This window comes from Galbitalea sp. SE-J8, assembly GCF_030345695.1.
Classification (GTDB): domain Bacteria; phylum Actinomycetota; class Actinomycetes; order Actinomycetales; family Microbacteriaceae; genus JAUASV01.
This window is the reverse complement of sequence record NZ_JAUASV010000003.1, coordinates 168,693-188,831: the sequence shown is the minus strand read 5'-3', so window position 1 is coordinate 188,831 and position 20,139 is coordinate 168,693. Positions and strand designations below refer to the sequence as shown.

Here is a 20,139-nt window from a genome sequence, read left to right as displayed (position 1 = left end):
TGTTGCCGACCGCGTCGGATGCGGCGGTTACGCTCGCCGCATGAGCGCCCCGGCCGAGCACCTCACGCTCGAGGAGGCCCGACGGGTCGCGGTCCTCGCCCAACTGCTCAGCGCCCCGCGACCCGACGGCCTCGTCGAGACCGTCGACCGCCTCGGCGCCGTCCGCATCGACCTGACCGCGGCCGTCGCGCCGAGCGCGGACCTCATCCTCTACGACCGCCTCGGCGCCGCGTTCGAGCCCGACCAGCTGCGCCGCGCGCTCGACGACCGGGTGCTCGTCGAGCTCGACGGCTGGGTGCGCCCGATGGACGACCTGGCGATCTGGCTGCCCGAGCTGCGCGCCGGCAGCGCGTACCGGGGCCCGCGGAGCTGGCTCGCGGCGAACGCGGGCTTCCGGCGCGACGTGCTCGACCGCATCCGTGCCGAGGGTCCGCTCGTCGCGACCGACATCCCCGACACGAGCGCGGTCCCGTGGCCGTCGAGCGGGTGGACGAACGACAAGAACGTCGTCAAGATGCTCGACCTGCTGCACACCTCGGGCGAGCTCGCGATCGCCGGCCGCGACGGCCGCACCCGCCGGTGGGACCTCGCCGAGCGGGTCTACCCCGCCGACCTGCCGGCCTACTCGCGCGACGAAGCGGCACGGATGCGCAACGAGCGCCGCCTCGCCGCCCGCGGCCTCGCACGAGCCCGCGACGTCGACGCCCCGATCGGCCGCGACGACATGACGAGCGTCGGTGTCGCGGCGCACGTGACCGGGCTCGACGGCGACTGGCGCGTCGACCCCGAGGCGCTCGCGACCGTCCGCGCCGGCGCATTCGAGCCGCGCACCGTGCTGCTCAGCCCGCTCGACGCGTTCTGCTCCGACCGCGAACGGATGCTGCGGCTGTTCGACTTCGACTACGCGCTCGAGATGTACAAGCCGGCCGCGAAGCGCCGCTGGGGCTATTTCGCGCTGCCGATCCTCGACGGCGACCGCCTCGTGGGCAAGCTCGACGCGGCGGCCGACCGCCGGCGGGGCACCCTCACCGTGAACGCCGTGCACGAGGACGCGCCGTTCGACGACGCCCGGCGCGCCCGCGTCGACGCGCAGATCGCGGCGCTCGCCGCCTGGCTCGGTCTCGAGCTGCTGCTGCCCTGACCTCCGCCCTGGTCGAGGAGCCGCGAGCACCGCGAGTCAGCGTGGCAACCGTAAGAGGCTCTCGGTCACTGACTATGTAGCTGGGGTCTGAAGCCGCCGGTTTCGGCGCTCGTCACAGCCGCGACACCTTCTACTCCGGATGCGAATATCCGGATCGCGCTCGCGCTTGAAGCACCTGGGCCACTCTGTCGGCGTCCGACACGAAGTCAGAGACACGGGCGTTGAGGGGAAGGGTGGGGTCGAATCCGCTCAGTCGACACCATTCCGTCTCGTCGGCCCCAGAACTCCCGCCGCTTTCGACGAAGATCTCGTACAGCGTCCCGTCAGCGGCGGCCCAGGCCGCAACCTCCGCAAGGTCGCGAGCGTCGCGCACGTCGAATACATCGGAGTTCCATGCAGTCGGCTGCGGCGACCATTGAGCCCTTCCTGCGTGCGCCCAGAAGCGAACGACGAATTTCGGCCAGGTCACCGTAGGCAGGATGCTGCCATCGATCGAACGCTCGATTTCCACGATTGAACGGTATGAGGGCTCTGCTGCGCGTTACGCGCACGACACATCCGTGCGGTTCACTCTGGATGCATGGACCTCGTCGGAGTCACCACGATCCGCACCCCGCGCGACCGCGCGGAGATCGCCCTCGCGTCCGGCGACCGGGTGATCGGCGGGGGCACCTGGCTGTACTCCGAGCCGCAGTCGGGCTTCGACACGATCGTCGACCTGACGAGCCTCGGCTGGCCCGAGGTCGAGGAGACGGATGCCGCACTCACCCTCGCCGCGACCTGCCGGCTCGCGACCGTGCACGGTCTGCGATCGCGGGAGTGGGCCGCCGCGCCGCTGTTCGGTCAGGCCGTGGAGGCGCTGCTCGCGAGCTTCAAGGTCTGGAACGTCGGCACGATCGGCGGCAACCTGTGCTTCGGCGTGCCGGCGAGCGCGATGGTCTCCCTGACGACGGCGCTCGACGCGGAGCTGCTGCTGTGGGGCGCCGACGGCGACCGCACGGTGCTCGCCGCGGACTTCGTGCGCGGGCCGCGCGATCTCGACCTCGCGCCCGACGAGGTGCTGCGCAGCATCCGTTTTCCTCGGGCCGCGCTCGACGGGCGCACCGCGTTCCGCAAGATCGCGCTGTCGGACCTCGGCCGGTCGGGGGCGGTGTCGATCGCGCGCCTGGGCCCATCGACGGGCTCAGGGAGCAGCGGAGCGAGCTCAGGAGACGAGAGCGAGTTCGTGCTGTCCGTGACGGCGGCGACCGCGCGGCCGTGGGTGTTCCGCTGGCCCGGCGTGCCGGGCGACGCGGAGCTCACCGCGGCGCTCGACGGCGTCGACGACTGGTACTCCGACGCTCACGGCGCCGCCGACTGGCGGGAGGCGATGACCCGTCGCTTCGCGGTCGAGCTGCGCGACGAGCTGGGGGCCGGCTCGTGAGGATCACCGTCGACGGCCACGAGCTCGAGGTCGATCCGAAGCCCGGCCAGGTGCTGCGCACCCTGCTGCGCGAGCACGACGTGTTCAGCGTCAAGAAGGGCTGCGACGCGGGCGACTGCGGCGCGTGCAGCGTCATCGTCGACGGCGAGCCCGTGCACTCGTGCATCTACCCGGCGCACCGCGTCGACGGACGCACCGTGACGACGGCCGCCGGTCTCGGCACGGTCGAGGCGCCGCATCCGGTGCAGCAGGCGTTCGCGGATGCCGCGGGCTTCCAGTGCGGGTTCTGCACGCCCGGTCACGTCGTCACCGTCTCGACGCTGTCCGAGGAGGTGCGCGCCGACCCCGCCGAGCTCGAGCGCCACCTCAAGGGCAGCCTGTGCCGGTGCACGGGCTACCGCAGCATCCGCGACGCGATCGAGGGCGTCGCGAACGTCACAGCCGACGGCGGCGCCGGGGATGCCGTGCGACCGCCCGCCGCGATGCGCGTCGTCACGGGGAGCGAGGAGTACACGCTCGACACCCCGCGTCCGGCGACCGGACTGCTGCACCTCGCGGTGCTGCCGTCCCCGCACGCGCACGCGCGCATCCGCTCCATCGACGCGAGCGCCGCGCTCGCCCTGCCGGGCGTCGTCGCGGTGCTCACGCACGAGGACTCCCCCGCGACGCTCTATTCGACCGCGCGGCACGAGCACCGCACCGACGACCCCGACGACACCCTCGTGCTCGACGACGTCGTGCGGTTCCGCGGGCAGCGGGTCGCGGCCGTCGTCGCCGAGAGCGCGCGGCTCGCGACCGAGGCGACCGCGCTCATCCGCGTCGACTACGAGGTGCTCGACGCGGTCTTCGACCCGGACGAGGCGCGCACCGGGCGCGCACCGCTCGTGCACGGCGAGAAGAGCCTGAACAACCGCATCGCCGAGGCGCAGCGCAACGTGCTCGCCGAGCTGCACGGCGAGGCGGGCGACCTCGCGGCCGGACTCGCGGCGGCGGATGCGGTGGTCGAGGGCGAGTGGACGACCTCCCGCGTGAGCCACGCCGCCCTCGAGACGCACGCGACGCGCGGTTGGCTCGACGACGACGGCCGCCTCGTGCTCCGCACGAGCTCACAGGTGCCGTACCTCGTGCGCGACGAGATCGCGCACATCTTCGACCTCGACCCCGAGCGGGTGCGCGTGTTCACGAAGCGTGTCGGCGGCGGCTTCGGCGGCAAGCAGGAGATCTTCACCGAGGACCTCGTGACGCTCGCGGTGCTCGCCACGGGACGCGCCGTGCAGTACGAGTTCAGCCGCGAGGACGAGTTCGTGCGCGCATCCGTTCGGCACCCGATGCGGGTGCGCGTGACGCTCGGCGCGACCGCGGACGGCGCGCTCACCGCGATGCACATCGACCAGCTGATGGACACGGGCGCCTACGGCAACCACGGCATCGGCGTCATGTACCACTCGGTGAGCGAGAGCATCTCGGTGTACCGGTGCCCGAACAAGCGCGTCGACGCCGAGAGCGTCTACACGAACAACCCGCCGTCGGGCGCCTTCCGCGGCTACGGGCTCGGCCAGGTGATCTTCGCGATCGAGGGCGCGATGGACGAGCTCGCGCTGCGGCTCGGCATCGACCCGTTCGAGCTGCGGCGACGCAACGTCGTCGTCCCGGGCGATCCGATGATCGTCACCGACCCGCACGAGGAGAACGACCTGATCTACGGGTCGTACGGCCTCGACCAGTGCCTCGACCTCGTCGAGCGCTCGCTCGCGGACTCGCGCGATCAGCACCGCTGGTCGAGCCGGCCGGGACCCGCACGTCCCGCGGTCTCGGCACGCTCGCCCGGCGACCGGGGCTCGACCGGCGGCGGCTCGCCAAGCGAAGAGGGCTCGACCGGTGAAGAGGGCTCGCCGGGCGACGGCGGGTGGCGGATCGGCGAGGGCATGGCGCTCGCGATGATCGCGACGCTGCCGCCCCGCGGGCACATCGCGACCGCGGATGTCACCGCGCTCGGCGACGACGCGTACGAGATCCGGGTGGGCACCGCCGAGTTCGGCAACGGCACGACGACGGTGCACACGCAGCTCGCCGCGACCGCGCTGCGGACGACGCCCGGCCGCATCCGGATCGTGCAGTCCGACACGGATGGCGCGCGCTACGACACGGGAGCGTTCGCCTCCGCGGGGGTCGTCGTCGCCGGGCGCGCGCTGTACGCGGCGTGCCTCGACCTGCGCGCGAAGCTCGACGCGCTGCCCGCCGAGCAGCACGCCGGCGTGAGCGCGTCCGCGAGCCACGACGGCACGCCGCGCTCGGTCGCGTTCAACGTGCACGGCTTCCGGGTCGCCGTGAACCCGGGCACGGGAGAGGTGCGCATCCTGCACTCGGTGCAGGCGGCCGACGCCGGCACCGTGCTCAACCCCGAGCAGCTGCGCGGGCAGATCGAGGGCGGCTCCGCCCAGGCGATCGGCACCGCGCTGTTCGAGGAGGTGATCGTCGAGAACGGCGTCGTGACGAACGGCACGTTCCGCAACTACCGGCTGCCGAAGATCACGGACGTACCGCGCACCGAGGTGCTGTTCGCCGACACCCACGACGAGCTCGGCCCGCTCGGCGCTAAGTCGATGAGCGAGGCGCCGTACAACCCGGTCGCGCCGGCGCTCGCGAACGCGATCCGGGATGCCCTCGGCGTCCGCCCGACCGCCCTGCCGATGTCCCGCGACCGCCTCTGGCGCCTCGCCCAGAGCTCCCGCCTGTCGTGAGGGGACGCATCCGGTCGGAATGGGCCGCGCTATTCCGACGGATTGCGTCCCCTCAGCCCCAGAAGCCCTTGTGGGGCGCGGCGGCCTCGTCCTCGATGAACGGACCCTCGACCCGGATCTCGCGCTGCCCGTGCGCGAACACCTCACGGCTCGGCAGCTGCAGGGTCGGGTTCTCGGGGTGCGCGCCGGTGCGGGCGTAGAGCTGGGCCTCCGAGAGAGCGAACACGACGCGCGAGATGCCCGACCAGTAGATCGCTCCCGAGCACATGGCGCACGGCTCGGTGCTCGTGTAGAGCGTGTAGCCGCTGAGGTCGCCGCCGAGGGCGCGGGCGGCGTTGCGCACGAGGTTCGTCTCGGCGTGACCGGTCGGGTCATGCTCCGTGACGACCGTGTTCTCGGCCTCGAAGGCGATGGCGCCCGCGGCATCCGTCAGCAGCGCTCCGAACGGATGGTTTCCGTGCCCGCGCGCGCTCGTCGCGATCGCGATGGCCCGGCGCAGCAGCTCCTCGGTGGCGGTCATCCGTCCAGTCTGGGGCACCGTCCGCCCCGCCCCGCCCGGCCCCGCCCCGCCCGGCCGTGACGCGTGTGAGGACGTTCTGCGCGTGTGAGGACGACGCAGACCGTCCTCACACGCGCAGAACGTCCTCACACGGGGTTGGGCGGGGCGCACACGGGGACGCGGGGCACACACGAGGGTGCGGGCGGGGGTCAGGCGCGGGCCGCGAGGTCGGCGGATGCCGTGGCCGCCCGGCGCGCGATGTCGTCCTGGTCCGCGCGCGCGAGGTCGCCGTCGCGCACCACGACCTCGCCGTTCACCCACAGGCGCGCGAGCGGCGGCTGACCGCCGAGGGTGAGCGCGGCGATCGGATCGGCGATGCCCGCGTGCTCGACGTCGTCGATGCGCCACAGGGCGAGGTCCGCGAGCTTGCCGGGCTCGATCGAGCCGATCTCCCGCTCGCGGCCGAGCACGCGCGCACCGCCCATCGTCCCGATCCGCAGCGCGTCGCGACCGGTCATCGACGAGGCGCCCCACGCGAGCCGGTTCATGAGCACGGCGTTGCGCAGCTCGGTGCCGAGCTGGCCGCTCTCGTTCGACGCCGCGCCGTCGACCCCGAGCCCGACCGGCACGCCCGCCGCGAGCAGGGCGGGCACGCGCGCCGTGCCCGCGGCGAGGCGCGCGTTCGACGACGGACAGTGCGCGACGCCCGTGCCCGCGGCGGCGAACCGCGCGATGTCGGTGTCGTCGAGGTGCACGCAGTGCGCCATCCACACGTCCGGACCGAGCCATCCGACGCTCTCGAGGTAGTCCGTCGGACCCATCCCGAAGCGCTCGAGCGTGAACGCGGCCTCCTCGACCGTCTCGGAGCCGTGCGTGTGCAGTCGCACGCCCAGCCCTCGCGCGAGCACCGCGGCCTCGCGCAGCAGGTCGGTCGTGACGCTGAACGGCGAGCACGGCGCGATCGCGACGCGCACCATGCTGTCGGAACCGGGGTCGTGGTAGCGGGCGACGGCGTCCGCGGATGCGGTGAGCGCCGCATCCGTCGTCTCGACCGCGAAGTCCGGCGGCAGGCCGCCCTGCGATACGCCGAGGTCCATCGAGCCGCGCGTCGCGTGCAGGCGCACGCCGATGTCGGTCGCCGCCGCGATGATGCCGCCGAGGATGTCGCCCGAGCCCTGCGGGAACACGTAGTGGTGATCGCCGACCGTCGTGCAGCCGCTGCGCGCGAGCACGGCCATCGCGCCCGCGGCGCCGTCGCGCACGAGGTCCGCGTCGATGCGCGCCCAGGTCGGGTAGAGCGCCACGAGCCAGTCGAACAGGATGCTGTCCTGCGCGTAGCCGCGCGTGAGCCACTGGTAGAGGTGGTGGTGCGTGTTGACGAGTCCCGGCGTGACGAGGTGCCCGCGCGCGTCGAGGCGGGTCGCGCCCGCCGTGAGCTCGGGCGGCGCGTCGCCCGAGCCGACGCCGGCGATCCGGGTGCCGTCGATCGCGACCCAGCCGCGCGCGTGCTCCGTGCCGACCGGGTCGACGGTCGCGACGACGGCGTTCTCGATGACGGTACGGCTCATGACCGGGCACCGCCCAGGTGCGCGCGGCTCGCGCCGGCGCGGCCGACGCGCGTGGGGCTCGCCTGCGGCCGGGTCGACTGCGCGCTGCCGGCGCCCGCACGTCCCGCGCCCGGGCGGCGCACGCGCGCACGTCCCGCGATCGGGCGACTCACGCGCGGCTGCCCGCGCGCTCCAACGCGGGGACGGATGCCGCATCCGCTCGCGCGTGGATCGTGCCGGTCGTCGTCGCGAGCGCCGCGACGGATGCGCCGGTGCGGGCCGCGATGACCTCCGCGAGGATCGAGACGGCCGTCTCCTCGGGCGTGGAGGCGCCGATGCGCAGCCCGATCGGGGAGCGCAGGCGGGCGAGCTCCGCATCCGTCACCCCGCGCTCCGCGAGGCTCGCCCGGCGGCGGGCGTCGGTCGTGCGGCTGCCCATCGCGCCAACGTAGCCGGCCGGGCTGCGGAGCGCGATCGCGAGGCTCTCCGCGTCGAAGCGCCAGTCGTGGCTGAGCACGCAGATCGCGGTGTGCTCGTCGATCGCCGGCCCAGAGTCGACCGCCGGCCCAGAGTCGACCGCCGACGGAGCCTGGACCTGTCGGGCGAGGTAGTCCGTCGGCCACTCGACGACGACCTCCGCGGTCGGGAAGCGCTCGCTCGTCGCGAACAGCGGGCGGGCGTCGACGACCGTGACGGCGAAGCCGACGGCGCTCGCGGCGCGCGCGAGGGCCGCGGAGAAGTCCATCGAGCCGAGGATGATCATCCGCCGCCGCACGGGACGCCGGTCGACGTAACCGCACACCTCGACGGCGCCCGCGTCGAGCTGGGCGACGAGCGCATCGTCGAGCGGCTGCACGTGCACCCGGATGTCGCCGCCGCAGGTCAGGCCGACCGCGAGGGCGTCGTCGTCGCTGATGCCGTAGTCGACCGTCCGCGCGTGCTCCCCGTCGAGCACGGCCTGGCACTCGCCGACGAGCGCGCCCTCGACGCAGCCGCCCGCGATGGTGCCGATCACGCGGTCGCGGCCCGCGGCATCCCGTGCGAGCGCCATGCTCGTGCCGAGCGTGCGCGGCGCGCTGCCCTCGATCGAGATCGCCGTGGCGACCGCGACGCGCTCCCCCCTGCGGAGCGCGTCGAGCAGCCCCGCCGCGATCTCGAACATGCCGCCATGCTTCCAGGCTCCGGTTTCGCCCGTGTTTCTCACCGCGCCGGGACCCACGCGCGGCCCGAGCGCGTAGGGTTCGCCCCACAGGGTCACCGTGGCTCTCGACGGAGGCATGACCATGGGCGAGAAGTCCGCACGCAAGGGCACGAAGACGGCGCCCGACAAGACCCTCAAGGAGAAGCGCGCCGCGAAGGCCGACAAGAAGGCCGCGAAGGACCGCGTCGCCTCGACGGATGCGGTGAGCCGCGTGCGCGCGAAGTAGCGCGAGCGGCGCCCGCCAGCCCGGCCGCGCCCCCGCCAGCCCGGCCGCGCCAGCGCCCCCGCCAGCCCGCCCGCGCCCGCCAGCCCGGCCGCGCAACAGCGCCGACACATCGCGGTGCTAGACCGAGGGCATGCTGCGCATCGAGGGAGCCCAGGCGATCGTCGTCGACCGCGACACCGAGACGAGCGGCGACCTGCTGCTCGGCGACGCCGTGCTCGACCCGGCACGGGGCGGGGGCGAGCGCGGGGGCGGGGCCGCCGAGACGCTCGACGCGTCGGGATGCATCGTCACGCCCGGACTCGTCAACGCCCACCACCACCTGCTGCAGTCCGGGTTCCGCACCCTGCCCGGCACGCGCGGCGTGCCCATGGCCGACTGGCTGCCCGCGATGGCGGCGGCGTACGGCGCCGCGGGCATCGACGCCTCGCTCGTGGCGGCCACGGCATCCGTCGGCGTCGCCGAGGGGCTGCTCTCGGGCGTCACGACCGTCGCCGACCACATGCTCAACTGGGACCACGGCTCGCCGGTCGAGGACACCGTCGACGTCGCGCACGCGATCGCGGATGCCGCGGCATCCGTCGGCGGCCGGCTCGCTCTCGTGCGCGGCTCGGCGCGGGAGGACCCGGCCCGGGTCGCGGCGAGCGCCACCGCCATCGCGGAGTCGTTCGCGCTGACCCGCGGGGTCACGGCCGACGGGATGCTGCAGCTCGCCGTCGGTCCCGCGGGCGTGCACTCGGATGCCGAGGCGACGTTCCGCGGGCTCGGCGAGGTCGCGGCGGCGTTCGGCCTGCGCCGGCGCACGCAGGCGAACGAGCAGGTCGACGTCGCGATCGCGCTCGACCGGTACGGCCGGCGTCCGCTCGACCTGCTCGAGGACTGGGGCTGGCTCGCTCCCGACGTCACGATCGCGCACCTCGTCGGGGTCACCGACGACGAGATCGGCCGGCTCGCCGCCGCGGGCGTCACGGGCACCCACGCCCCCGGATGCGACGTGCCGATGGGCTGGGGCGTCGCGCCCGTCGCGCGGTTGCGTGCGGAGGGGGTCGAGCTCGGCCTCGGCACGAGCGGCGGCGGATCGAACGACGCGGGACACCTGCTCGCCGACGCGCGGCTCGCGATGCAGGTCTCGGGACTCGCGGTGCTGCCCGACGGCACGGCCGGCCCGCAGCTCGACGCGCGTGACGTGCTCTCGATGGCGACCGCGGGCGGCGCGGCCGGGCTCGGGCGGCCGGAGCTCGGTCACCTGCGCCCGGGTGCCGCGGCGGACGCGTGCGTCTGGGACGTGAGCGGCGTCGCGGATGCCGGCGTCGCCGACCCCGTCGCGGGGCTGCTGTGGGCGGCGCCCGGGCGCCGGCCGCGACACGTGGTCGTCGGCGGACGCGTCGTGGTGCGGGACTACGCGCTCGTGACGGCCGACGAGCGGGAGCTCGTGGCGTCGCTGAACGCGCGGCTCGCCCGCTGACGAGCTCCCCGCTGGTCGGCGGCGCCCGCCTTCCCGCTGGTCGAGGAGCGCCGCCCCCGCTGGTTGAGGAGCGCGGCCCCGCTGGTTGAGGAGCGCCCGAGCGAAGCGAGGACGCGTCTCGAAACCACCCGTTCCCCGAACGATCCGTGGTGGCCTCGAGACGCGAGCGACGCTTCGCGCCGCGCGCTCCTCGACCAGCGGAGGCGAGACCGCAGCACCCCGACCAACGAGGGGTAGATCGTGGGACGCCTCGACCTACAGGTCGAGCACGAGCCGCGGGCAGGCCGCGCGCGAGACGCACACGTACATCACCCGGTTCTCCGCCTGCTCTGCGGGCGTGAGGATCGAGTCGCGGTGGTCGACCTCGCCCTCGATGACCTCCGTCTCGCACGTGCCGCAGGTTCCCTCGCGGCAGCTGGAGAGCACGAACGCCCCCGCCTCCTCGGCGACCTCGAGGATCGACCGTTCCGGCGGCACCTCCACCGTCACCCCGGTGAGCGCGAGCTCGACCTCGAACGGGTACGGGTAGACGGGCGGCGTGAGGTCCTTCGCCTCGAAGCGCTCGACGTGCACGCCGTCCGGCCCGACGACGGGCGCGAGCGCGGACTCGACCGCGTCGAGGTAGTGCGCCGGCCCGCACGCGTAGACCGCGGCATCCGTCGGCAGCGTGGCGGCCAGCGCCGCGAGGTCCAGACGCGTGCCCTCGTCGGAGACGTGCGCGGTCACGCGGTCCGGATGCGCCGCGGCGAGCGCGTCGACGAGGGCCATGCGCGACCGGGTCGAGCCCGAGTAGTGCAGCGACCAGTCCAGGCCGCGCGCGACGGCATCCGCGATCATCGACGTGATCGGCGTGATGCCGATCCCGGCCGCGAGGAACACCACGGGCACGGATGCCGCGGGCGCGAACGCGAACAGGTTGCGCGCGCCGCGGATGCGCAGCTCGTCGCCCGCGGCGACCGCGGTGTGCATCCATTCGGAGCCGCCCCGCCCGGCGCTCTCGCGCAGCACCGCGATGCGCCACACGCCCGGCGGCGCGGCGAGCAGGGAGTACTGGCGCTCGACGCCGTCCGCCATCCGCACGTCGATGTGCGAGCCGGGCGTCGCGGGCGGCAGCGCGCGCAGGTCGGAGACCAGATCGACCTGCACGACGTCGGCGGTGAGCGGAACGACGGCGGCGACGCGCACGCGGCGCTCGGGTGCGGCGGAGCTCATGACCGGCGGGCCTCCCCCCTCGTGACGGCACGGCGTGATGGCGCGGAACGGCGGTCTCGCCCCCGCCGGTCGAGGAGCGCGCGGCGCGAAGCGTCGCCCGCGTCTCGAGACCACCACCGCTCGGTCGACGGACGAGTGGTCTCGAGACGCGACACTCGCTCCGCTCGCGGCGCTCCTCGACCAGCGGACGGCGACAGGCGAGTGGTCTCGAGACGCGACACTCGCTCCGCTCGCGGCGCTCCTCGACCAACGGACGGCGACGCCGCCGACCAGCGAGAACGGCGCCCCCGCCGGTCGAGGAGCGCGCGGCGCGAAGCGTCGCCCGCGTCTCGAGACCACCACGGCTCGGTCCGCGGACGAGTGGTCTCGAGACGCGACACTCGCTCCGCTCGCGGCGCTCCTCGACCAACGGACGGCGACGGGCCCGTGGTCTCAAGACGCGGCGCTCCTCGACCAGCGGACGCGGACGCCGCCGACCAGCGGGTACGTGAGCTCATGACCGGCGGGCCTCCTTGATGGTGATGGCGCGGTACGGCTCTCCGTCCGGCGACGCCCAGCGGTGGCCGATGCCGCCCGCGAAGTAGATCGAGTCGCCCGGGGCGAGCACGGTGAGCGGCTTGCCCTCGAGGTCGATGGCGACGCGGCCCTCGATGGCGTACACCCACTCGTCCTCGTCGTGGCGGAAGTACTCGCCGAAGTCGGTGATGCGGCTCGCGATCTCGACGGGCACGAACCGCCGGGTGCCGTGCACGAGCATCCGCCCGTCGGTGAGGCCGTATTTGGCGTGGGTGCCGTCGGTCGCGCGCGTCACGGTGACCGCGGGCTGACCGGCGAACCGCTGCTCGTCGTCGATCGACGCGAACAGCTCGACCTGGCTGGAGCCGAGCGCGTGCACGATGCGGTCGAGCGATCCCATGCTGGCGCGCGCGAGCCCGCGCTCGACCTGCGAGAGGAACGGATGCGACAGGCCGGCGAGCTGGGCGAGCTGCGCGAGGGTGAGCGATCGGCCCCGGCGGAGGTCACGGATGCGGGCGCCGAGGCGCGTGGTCTGCGCGTCGATCGCGTGCGTCTCCCCCACTCGCCCTCCCCTCGCTCGTCTCGCTCGTCTCCGGCCGTCCCATGGATATCACGCGCCGTGGCCGGATCGTGGCCGGATGACCCGGAACGAAACTGCCGCGTTACACGACGGAAACGGGGCGCTCGTACCGTGATCGATGTTGACGCTATCAACATTTGGAATCGCTCAACCGAGCGCAACCGACGGCCGCCCCGACGCAGCGGATGCCGTCCCCGAGACCGAGGGAGGCCGCATGTCCGCTCTGCCACTGCGCGTCTCCCGTCTCACGGGGGCACGTCTCGCCGACGGCCGGCTCGTCGACGTCGAGCTCGACGGCGATCGCGTCAGCGCCGTGTCGCCCGCGGGGGGCGCGGGCGACACGGCCGATGCGGCGGACGCCGGCGCGACCCTCGACCTCGACGGCTTTGTGCTGCTGCCGGCCCCGGCCGAACCGCACGCGCACCTCGACAAGGCGCTCAGCTGGGACCTCATCGAGCCGCCGATGGGCGACCTCGAACGGGCCATCGAGTCCTGGGTCGCCTACACGGCGACCATGACCGAGGAGTCCATCGCCGAACGGGCCGAGGCCCAGGTGCTCGCGATGGTGCAGCGCGGCACGACCGCCATCCGCTCGCACGTCGACCTGCTGCGCACGGGCGACCCGCTGCGCGGCGTGCGGGCACTCGTCGGCGTGCGCGAGCGGCTCGCCGGCATCGTCGACCTCGAGCTCGTCGCGCTCGCGAGCTCGGAGGCGTCCGACGCCGTCGTCGAGGGCGCGCTCGACCTCGGCGTCGACCTCGTCGGGGGCGCTCCGCACCTCGCGCCCGAGCCGCTCGCCGACCTGCGCCGGCTCGTGGCGATCGCCGAGCGCCGCGACGTCGGCGCCGACCTGCACACCGACGAGTCGCTGCACGGCCCGCTCACGATCGTCGAGTTCGCGCGCCTCGTGCGCGGCTGGTCGAGGAACGCGAGCGCCGGGCACTGCGTGCGCCTCGGCACGCTCCCGCTCGACGAGCTCGCCGAGGTCGTCGCGGAGGTGGCGGCGAGCGACCTCGGCGTCATCTCGCTGCCCATCACGAACCTCTACCTGCAGGGCTGGGACGACCCGGTCGCCACCCCGCGCGGGCTCACCGCGCTGCGCGCCCTGCTCGACGCGGGCGTGCGCGTCGGCGCCGGGGCCGACAACGTGCGCGACCCGTTCAACCCGGTCGGCCGCTCCGACGCGCTCGAGACGGCATCCCTGCTCATCACCGCCGGGCACCTCACGCTCACCGAGGCGTACGACGCGGTGAGCGTCGGCGCGCGCGACGTCATGCGCCTGCCCGACGCGCGCATCGCCCCCGGCTCGGCCGCCGAGTTCCTCGCCGTGCGCGCCACCGGCCTCGCGGATGCCGTCGCCTCCGGCCCCGTGGGCCGGCTCGTCATCCACCGCGGCCGCCTCGTCTCCCGCACCGTCGCGACGACGGAGACCGCCGTGCCCGCCCGCCGCTCAGCACCCCTGTCCCTGCCCCCGTCCGTGCCCCTCGAACAAGCGAGCTGATCATGACCATCACCGCTCCGCCGCCCAGCACCGCGCCCGGCCCCGCGCCGACGTCGACCCTGCTCGACTTCCGCGACGTCGCCATGACCTTCCCGAACGGGACTGTCGCGCTGCACGGCGTCGACCTCACCGTGCAGCGCGGCGAGTTCGTCTCCGTCGTGGGACCGTCCGGCTGCGGCAAGTCGACCCTGCTGCGCATCGCATCCGGACTCGAGGCGGCGTCGCATGGCACCGCCTCGGTCGCCACCGACCGCATCGGCTACGTCTTCCAGGACGCGACCCTGCTGCCGTGGCGCAGCGTGCGCGCCAACGTCGAGCTGCTCGCCGAGCTGCACAAGACGCCGAAGGCCGCGCGGGCCGCGAAGGCGCAGGAGGCGATCGACCTCGTCGGCCTCACCGGCTTCGAGAAGAGCCTGCCCAAGCAGCTCTCCGGCGGCATGCGGATGCGCACCTCGCTCGCCCGCTCGCTCACGCTCGACCCCGAGCTGTTCCTGTTCGACGAGCCGTTCGGCGCCCTCGACGAGATCACCCGCGAGCGCCTCAACGACGAGCTGCTGCGGCTGTTCGTCGAGAAGCAGTTCGCCGGGCTGTTCATCACCCACTCGGTGAGCGAGGCGGTGTACCTCTCCACGAAGGTCATCGTGATGTCCGGCCGGCCCGGATCGATCGTCCGCGCGTTCGACGTGCCGTTCCCGATGCCACGCGACCCCGACATCCGTTTCACCGCCGAGTTCGGCGAGCTCGTCGGCGAGGTCTCCCACGCGCTCAAGGAAGGACACCGCTGATGGCCGAGCTCGGAGCGGTCCAGGTGCCGACCGGCAGCGAGAGCGTCGCGATCGCGAACGCACGGATGGCGCGGGCGCGCGCGAGCTTCACGCGCGCCCGCGTCGTCCTGCCGCCGCTCGGTGTGCTCGTGCTCATCATCGCGCTCTGGTACGCGGGCGCGGCGATGTTCGACGCCCAGGGCCGGTCGTTCGTCCTGCCCTACCCGCACCTCGTGTTCGAGCACTGGTTCCTCGACCCGGCCCGCCGGCTGGAGATCTTCGCGTACACGCTCAACACCATCCAGGTGATGCTCATCGGCCTCGCGATCGCGATCGTCATCGGCGTCGTGTGGGCCGTGCTCATGTCGCAGGCGAAGTGGCTCGAGCGCTCGCTGTACCCGTACGCGGTGATCCTGCAGTGCATCCCGATCCTCGCGCTCGTGCCGCTCATCGGCATCTCGATCGGCTACAACACCCCCGCGCGCATCGTCGTCACGGTGATGATCTCGCTGTTCCCGATGGTGTCGAACACGCTCTTCGGCCTGCAGTCGGCCGAGCGCGGGCAGCGCGAGCTGTTCCAGCTGCAGGGCGCGTCGCGGCTCACGCGCCTCATCAAGCTGCAGTTCCCGTCGGCGCTGCCGCTCATCTTCGTCGGCCTGCGCAACGCGGCCGGGCTCTCCGTGATCGGCGCGATCGTCGGCGACCAGTTCTTCAAGCGCGGCGACCCCGGCATCGGCGTGCTCATCTACAACTACGCGTCGCGGCTGCAGTCCGCCGACCTGTACGCCGCCATCCTCACCGCGTCGCTGCTCGGCGTCGTCGTGTTCCTGCTCTTCGGCCTGCTCGGTCGCCTCGCGATCGGCCGCTGGTACGACTTCGGCTGACGCCGCACCGGCGCCGGGCCGAACCGGGGACGGATGCCGCATCCGTCGCCACTGCACCACAGCACCACCCCGCATCACCCATCCCGCACGCATCACCTTTCGACCCAAGGAGCACCATGCGCACACGCACAGCAGCACGGGGGGCGGCCGCCATCGGCCTCACCCTCGTGGCCACCCTGGCCCTCGCGGCCTGTAACGCCGTCGACACCACGGGCGCCGACGGCGGGAGCAGCGCCCCGAGCGCGGCGGCCGACGGCGTCGACCTGTCGAGCGTCTGCCCGGCGAACGTCGTCATCCAGACCGACTGGAACCCGGAGTCGGAGCACGGCCACCTCTACGAGCTGCTCGGCGACGACTACACGGTCGACGCCGCGAACGCGACCGTCTCGGGCCCGCTCATGTCCGGCGGCAAGCCCACGGGCGTGAACGTCGAGATCCGCTCGGGCGGACCGGCGATCGGCTACCAGACGGTCACGAGCCAGATGTACGCCGACACCTCGATCACGCTCGGCTACGTCACGACGGACGAGGCCGTGCAGCTGTCGGACCAGTTCCCGACCACGGCCGTGTTCGCGCCGCTCGACAAGAGCCCGATCATGATCATGTGGGACCCGAAGACCTACCCCGACGTGACCGACATCAAGTCGCTCGGCACCGCGCTCGAGAGCTCGGGCGGCGTCATCCGCTACTTCGGCGGATCCGCCTACATGTCGTACCTCATCGGCGCGGGCGTGCTCGACGAGAAGGTCACCGACGGCAGCTACGACGGCACGCCGGCGAACTTCGTCGCGAACAAGGGCAAGGACGCGCAGCAGGGCTTCGCCTCGGCCGAGCCCTACCTCTACAAGAACTCGCTCGACGGAGCGTCCTTCGACGTGAAGTACCAGCTCGTCAACGACACCGGCTACCCGATCTACGCCTCGGCGATGTCGGTGCGCTCGGCCGACCTGGAGAAGCTCACGCCGTGCCTCAAGGAGCTCGTGCCCGTGCTGCAGCAGGCGGAGGTCGACTACTTCAAGGACCCGACCAAGGCCAACGCGCTCATCCTCGACCTCGTCAAGCAGTACGACAACGGCTGGATCTACGACCAGGGCGAGGCCGACTACTCGGTCGACACCATGAAGAGCGTCGGACTCGTCGGCAACGGCGACAACGACTACATGGGTGACATGACCGACGAGCGCGTGCAGAAGGTGATCGACGACACCACGCCGATCTTCACCGAGCAGGGCACGCCGCCGAAGTCCGGTCTGACCGTCAAGGACATCGCCACCAACGAGTTCATCGACACGTCGATCGGATTCTGACGCCCCCCGGGCCGGCGAGTGGTCCCCACGGGGACCACTCGCCGCCCCACTCGTCCCCATGGGGACCACTCAGCCCACCGAAAGCACCACGAATGCCCCAGAACTCCCCCGACATCGACGGCCTGCACGCCGAGCTCATCGAGCTGCTCGGCGAGAAGAGCGTCAGCCGCGAGGACCGCGCGCTCGACCGCGCCTCCGTCGACGGCGCCTACCTCTCCCCGGTGATCAGCGAGAAGCTGCCCCTCGGACACGCCGACCTCGTGGCCTGGCCGACGGATGCCGCCGCGATCGCCGCGACGGTCGCGGCATCCGTTCGGCACGGGGTGCCGATCACGCCCCGCGGCAAGGGCACCGGCAACTACGGGCAGGCGATCCCGTTCGCGGGCGGTCTCGTGCTCGACACGAGCCGCGCCCGCGCGATCGTCGAGGTCGGCGACGGCTACCTCGTCGCCGACGCGGGAGCGCCGATGGCGGCGCTCGAGCAGGCCGCGATCGCGACCGGCCAGCAGCTGCTGATGTACCCGTCGACCGCGAACTCGACCCTCGGCGGGTTCCTGTCCGGCGGATCGGGCGGAACCGGCAGCATCCGGCACGCGTCCAACTCCGACGGCTTCGTGCTCGCGCTCGACGTGGCCCACCCGGCGAGCGGCGGCGAGCTCGTGCACGTCGAGGGCGAGGACGCCCAGCCCTACGTGCACACCTACGGCACCGCGGGCATCATCGCCCGCGCCACGGTCCGGCTCGAGCCGCTGCAGGACTGGCGCGGCTTCTACGCGAGCTTCGACCGGTTCGAGGACGCTCTCGCGCTCATCCACCCGTTCGCGCTGCTCGAGCCGACGCCGCGCCTGACGAGCGCCGACAACCCGATCCTCTCCGATGCGCTGCCGCGCGTGCCGGGTCTCGCCGACGGCCGCGCGAGCCTGCGGGCGATCCTCGACGTCGCGACCCTCGACGAGGCCACCCGGCTCGTCGAGTCGGTCGGCGGTCGGGTGGAGGACGTCACCGAGGGCCCCATCGAGACGATGAAGATCTCGATGGTGAGCTACAACCACCCGATCGAGTGGCTGCAGAAGGCGTACCCCGACACGTACTTCCACGTCGAGGTGTCGGGCGACGCGCTCGTCACGCGCATCGACGACGTGCAGGCCGTCTACCCCGGCGGGATGCTGCACATCGAGAGCCAGCACGGCCGCCCGATCGGAATGCTCGCCGGCGAGTACGTGAGCGAGGACGAGGTCTACGCCGGCTTCGACAAGCTCCTCGCGCTCGGCGTGGGCTTCCACAACCCGCACCAGTGGTTCGTCGACTTCCACCCGGATCGCACGCGCGAGCTCGCCACGCGCACGGACCCCGACGGGCTGCTCAACCCGGGCAAGCTCGTGCCGCCGACCGTCGTGACGGGAGGGAAGGTCTCGTGACCGGCACGCCGCCCACCCGCGAGCTCGCGCACCTGCCCGGGCCCGCACTGGCATCCGCCCTCTCCTCCGGATCGATCGTGGTGCTGCCGATCGGCGCGATCGAGCACCACGGACCGCACCTGCCGCTGTCGACCGACTGGCTCATGGCCGACCTGGTGTCGACGGATGTGGTGGCCGCGGCCGTCGAGGCCGGTCTCGACGTGTGGCGGCTGCCGGCGATCGCGTACGGCAAGTCCGACGAGCACTTCTGGGCGCCGGGCACGATGTGGGTGTCGTGGGAGACGCTCATGCGGGAGGTCGTCGAGCTCGGCGACGCGGTCGCCGCGACCCCGGCCCGCACGCTCGTGATCTACAACGGCCACGGCGGCAACCTCGCGCTGCTGCAGGTCGCGCTGCGCGAGATCCGCAAGCGCACGGGCCTGCGCACCTTCCTCATGGGGGTGTCGATCAAGGCCGCCGTCGACGAGCCGGGCGGGCTCGACGAGCGGGGCTTCGGCATCCACGGCGGGCACGAGGAGACCTCGCTCGTCGCGTACCTGCGGCCCGACCTCGTCGACCTGTCGAAGGCCGACCGCTGGGTGCCCGACCACCTCGCCGATCTGGAGCTCGTGCGGTTCAACGGCGGGCCCGTGCAGTTCGGCTGGCTGTCGAACGACTTCGACGACGCCGGCGTCATCGGCGACGCGCGCTTCGCCTCCGCCGAGCACGGCGCGGTCGTGCACGAGCGGGCCGTCGCGCACGGCGTCGCGGCACTCGGCGAGATCGCGCGATTCCGGCACCGGCCGGACGGTCCGGCGCCCATCGAGGCCGCGCTCCTCGACGACGCGGGCGGCGCGCGGTGAGCGGCCTGACCGCGGCGCCGTTCTGGTCGACGCTCACCGAGTGGCTGCCGCCGAACGACGCGATCGACCGGCCGCAGATCCAGATCGCGACCGTGGACGAGACCGGGGCGCCCGACATCCGCACGGTGCTGCTGACGTCGTTCGACGACGAGGGCTTCGCCTTCAACACGGATGCCGCGAGCCGCAAGGTCGCGCACCTCGCGGCCGACCCGCGCATCGCGATCGTGATCCTGTGGCCCGGGTTCACCTGGCAGCTCACGATCCAGGGCGCGGCGTCGCCGGCGACGCACGAGCAGTGGGCGGCGGCGTACGCGAAGCGCTCGCCCTACCTCAAGCAGCTCGCCTGGCAGAACTCGCTCGAGTTCGCGCAGCTGCCGCACGAGGAGCGCGTCGCCCGGTGGACGGCGTTCGCCGCCGAGCACGACCTCGACGAGATCGGGCCGTCGCCGACCTGGGCGGGGTTCATCGTGCGGCCGACGCGCCTCACGTTCTGGCGCTCGGACCCCGACACGGCCTCGCAGCGCACCGAGTACCGCCTCGTCGACGGGGTCTGGGAGCGCCACCTCCTCGCGGGCTGAGCGCCGCGCCGCGCCGCCCCGCCGCCCGGCCCGCCGCCCCGCTGGTCGAGGAGCGCGCGACGAAGTCGCTCGCGTCTCGAGACCACCACACCCCCACCACACACGCCCTGGTCTCGAGACGTCAACTCGCTCCGCTCCCGGACTCCTCGACCACCGGATACCCCCCGCCGCCCGGCCCGCCGCCGGCTGGTCGAGGAGCGCGCGACGAAGTCGCTCGCGTCTCGAGATCACCACACCCCCACCACACACGCCCTGGTCTCGAGACGTCAACTCGCTCCGCTCCCGGACTCCTCGACC

Annotated in this window: 18 protein-coding genes; 12 read left to right on the top strand and 6 right to left on the bottom strand. The window is 73.1% G+C overall.

Translation table 11 applies throughout. The annotated features are described in order from the left end of the window. The first annotated feature begins 40 nt into the window (after positions 1-40). Entirely contained in the window at positions 41-1,141 is a 1,101-nt protein-coding gene (locus tag QT381_RS03850; RefSeq protein WP_289247413.1) for a DNA glycosylase AlkZ-like family protein, read from the top strand. A 130-nt stretch (positions 1,142-1,271) separates the two neighbouring features. Here QT381_RS03850 and QT381_RS03845 read toward each other — a convergent pair whose 3' ends face one another. Beyond that, on the bottom strand, positions 1,272-1,652 hold the full coding sequence (locus tag QT381_RS03845) for a hypothetical protein (protein ID WP_289247412.1): 381 nt from the start codon (positions 1,650-1,652) through the stop codon (positions 1,272-1,274). 69 nt (positions 1,653-1,721) lie between these two features. On the opposite strand from QT381_RS03845, the gene QT381_RS03840 reads away from it, so the two are divergent. Together QT381_RS03840 and QT381_RS03835 are read left to right on the top strand one after the other, a co-directional pair. Beyond that, positions 1,722-2,564, top strand: a complete 843-nt coding sequence (locus tag QT381_RS03840) for an FAD binding domain-containing protein (RefSeq protein WP_289247411.1) — start codon at positions 1,722-1,724, stop codon at positions 2,562-2,564. Continuing rightward, positions 2,561-5,305, top strand: a complete 2,745-nt coding sequence (locus tag QT381_RS03835; protein WP_289247410.1) for a molybdopterin-dependent oxidoreductase — start codon at positions 2,561-2,563, stop codon at positions 5,303-5,305. The genes QT381_RS03840 and QT381_RS03835 overlap by 4 nt, the downstream gene beginning before the upstream one ends. Positions 5,306-5,357: 52 nt before the next feature. Here the strand turns inward: QT381_RS03835 and QT381_RS03830 are convergent, their stop codons facing one another. The 3 genes from QT381_RS03830 to QT381_RS03820 form a co-directional block, all read right to left on the bottom strand. Then, complete coding sequence (locus tag QT381_RS03830) at positions 5,358-5,825, bottom strand: nucleoside deaminase (RefSeq protein WP_289247409.1); 468 nt, start codon at positions 5,823-5,825, stop codon at positions 5,358-5,360. Between the two features lie 188 nt (positions 5,826-6,013). Next, a complete protein-coding gene (locus QT381_RS03825) occupies positions 6,014-7,372 on the bottom strand; it encodes an 8-oxoguanine deaminase (RefSeq protein WP_289247408.1) in 1,359 nt (452 codons plus the stop codon). 148 nt (positions 7,373-7,520) lie between these two features. Then, positions 7,521-8,513, bottom strand: coding sequence for an XdhC family protein (locus QT381_RS03820; protein WP_289247407.1), 993 nt, complete (start codon positions 8,511-8,513; stop codon positions 7,521-7,523). A gap of 97 nt (positions 8,514-8,610) precedes the next feature. Here QT381_RS03820 and QT381_RS03815 point away from each other — a divergent pair, with 97 nt between their 5' ends. Both QT381_RS03815 and QT381_RS03810 read left to right on the top strand, forming a co-directional pair. Further along, positions 8,611-8,778 carry a hypothetical protein gene (locus tag QT381_RS03815; RefSeq protein WP_289247406.1) on the top strand — a complete coding sequence of 56 codons (168 nt, stop codon included), beginning with the start codon at positions 8,611-8,613 and terminating at the stop codon, positions 8,776-8,778. 130 nt (positions 8,779-8,908) lie between these two features. Further along, positions 8,909-10,240: an amidohydrolase family protein gene (locus tag QT381_RS03810; RefSeq protein ID WP_289247405.1), complete on the top strand. Its 1,332-nt coding sequence runs from the start codon at positions 8,909-8,911 to the stop codon at positions 10,238-10,240. Between the two features lie 255 nt (positions 10,241-10,495). Here the strand turns inward: QT381_RS03810 and QT381_RS03805 are convergent, their stop codons facing one another. Next, a complete protein-coding gene (locus QT381_RS03805) occupies positions 10,496-11,452 on the bottom strand; it encodes a PDR/VanB family oxidoreductase (protein ID WP_289247404.1) in 957 nt (318 codons plus the stop codon). Positions 11,453-11,945: 493 nt separating this feature from the next. Next, the gene (locus tag QT381_RS03800; RefSeq protein ID WP_289247403.1) at positions 11,946-12,530 is read right to left on the bottom strand and encodes a helix-turn-helix domain-containing protein; all 585 of its coding nucleotides are present in this window, start codon (positions 12,528-12,530) and stop codon (positions 11,946-11,948) included. Positions 12,531-12,762: 232 nt separating this feature from the next. On the opposite strand from QT381_RS03800, the gene QT381_RS03795 reads away from it, so the two are divergent. The 7 genes from QT381_RS03795 to QT381_RS03765 all read left to right on the top strand — a co-directional run bounded on the left by QT381_RS03795 (position 12,763) and on the right by QT381_RS03765 (position 19,842). Then, positions 12,763-14,049, top strand: a complete 1,287-nt coding sequence (locus QT381_RS03795; RefSeq protein WP_289247402.1) for an amidohydrolase family protein — start codon at positions 12,763-12,765, stop codon at positions 14,047-14,049. A 2-nt stretch (positions 14,050-14,051) separates the two neighbouring features. After that, positions 14,052-14,834 (top strand): ABC transporter ATP-binding protein, encoded by a 783-nt coding sequence (locus QT381_RS03790; protein WP_289247401.1) that lies wholly within the window; start codon positions 14,052-14,054, stop codon positions 14,832-14,834. After that, positions 14,834-15,697 carry an ABC transporter permease gene (locus QT381_RS03785; protein WP_289247400.1) on the top strand — a complete coding sequence of 288 codons (864 nt, stop codon included), beginning with the start codon at positions 14,834-14,836 and terminating at the stop codon, positions 15,695-15,697. The genes QT381_RS03790 and QT381_RS03785 overlap by 1 nt, the downstream gene beginning before the upstream one ends. Positions 15,698-15,813: 116 nt before the next feature. After that, a complete protein-coding gene (locus QT381_RS03780) occupies positions 15,814-17,004 on the top strand; it encodes an ABC transporter substrate-binding protein (protein WP_289247399.1) in 1,191 nt (396 codons plus the stop codon). 92 nt (positions 17,005-17,096) lie between these two features. Then, complete coding sequence (locus QT381_RS03775) at positions 17,097-18,422, top strand: FAD-binding oxidoreductase (protein WP_289247398.1); 1,326 nt, start codon at positions 17,097-17,099, stop codon at positions 18,420-18,422. Next, complete coding sequence (locus QT381_RS03770) at positions 18,419-19,264, top strand: creatininase family protein (RefSeq protein ID WP_289247397.1); 846 nt, start codon at positions 18,419-18,421, stop codon at positions 19,262-19,264. The genes QT381_RS03775 and QT381_RS03770 overlap by 4 nt, the downstream gene beginning before the upstream one ends. Continuing rightward, entirely contained in the window at positions 19,261-19,842 is a 582-nt protein-coding gene (locus tag QT381_RS03765) for a pyridoxamine 5'-phosphate oxidase family protein (RefSeq protein ID WP_289247396.1), read from the top strand. The genes QT381_RS03770 and QT381_RS03765 overlap by 4 nt, the downstream gene beginning before the upstream one ends. Positions 19,843-20,139 lie beyond the last annotated feature (297 nt).

Excerpts from the sequence above, each read along its gene's own strand:
- QT381_RS03850 (WP_289247413.1), top strand. The coding sequence starts at position 41 with ATGAGCGCCCCGGCCGAGCACCTCACGCTCGAGGAGGCCCGACGGGTC.
- QT381_RS03840 (WP_289247411.1), top strand. The coding sequence starts at position 1,722 with ATGGACCTCGTCGGAGTCACCACGATCCGCACCCCGCGCGACCGCGCG.
- QT381_RS03830 (WP_289247409.1), bottom strand. The coding sequence starts at position 5,825 with ATGACCGCCACCGAGGAGCTGCTGCGCCGGGCCATCGCGATCGCGACG.
- QT381_RS03825 (WP_289247408.1), bottom strand. The coding sequence starts at position 7,372 with ATGAGCCGTACCGTCATCGAGAACGCCGTCGTCGCGACCGTCGACCCG.
- QT381_RS03820 (WP_289247407.1), bottom strand. The coding sequence starts at position 8,513 with ATGTTCGAGATCGCGGCGGGGCTGCTCGACGCGCTCCGCAGGGGGGAG.
- QT381_RS03810 (WP_289247405.1), top strand. The coding sequence starts at position 8,909 with ATGCTGCGCATCGAGGGAGCCCAGGCGATCGTCGTCGACCGCGACACC.
- QT381_RS03805 (WP_289247404.1), bottom strand. The coding sequence starts at position 11,452 with ATGAGCTCCGCCGCACCCGAGCGCCGCGTGCGCGTCGCCGCCGTCGTT.
- QT381_RS03795 (WP_289247402.1), top strand. The coding sequence starts at position 12,763 with ATGTCCGCTCTGCCACTGCGCGTCTCCCGTCTCACGGGGGCACGTCTC.
- QT381_RS03790 (WP_289247401.1), top strand. The coding sequence starts at position 14,052 with ATGACCATCACCGCTCCGCCGCCCAGCACCGCGCCCGGCCCCGCGCCG.
- QT381_RS03785 (WP_289247400.1), top strand. The coding sequence starts at position 14,834 with ATGGCCGAGCTCGGAGCGGTCCAGGTGCCGACCGGCAGCGAGAGCGTC.
- QT381_RS03780 (WP_289247399.1), top strand. The coding sequence starts at position 15,814 with ATGCGCACACGCACAGCAGCACGGGGGGCGGCCGCCATCGGCCTCACC.
- QT381_RS03775 (WP_289247398.1), top strand. The coding sequence starts at position 17,097 with ATGCCCCAGAACTCCCCCGACATCGACGGCCTGCACGCCGAGCTCATC.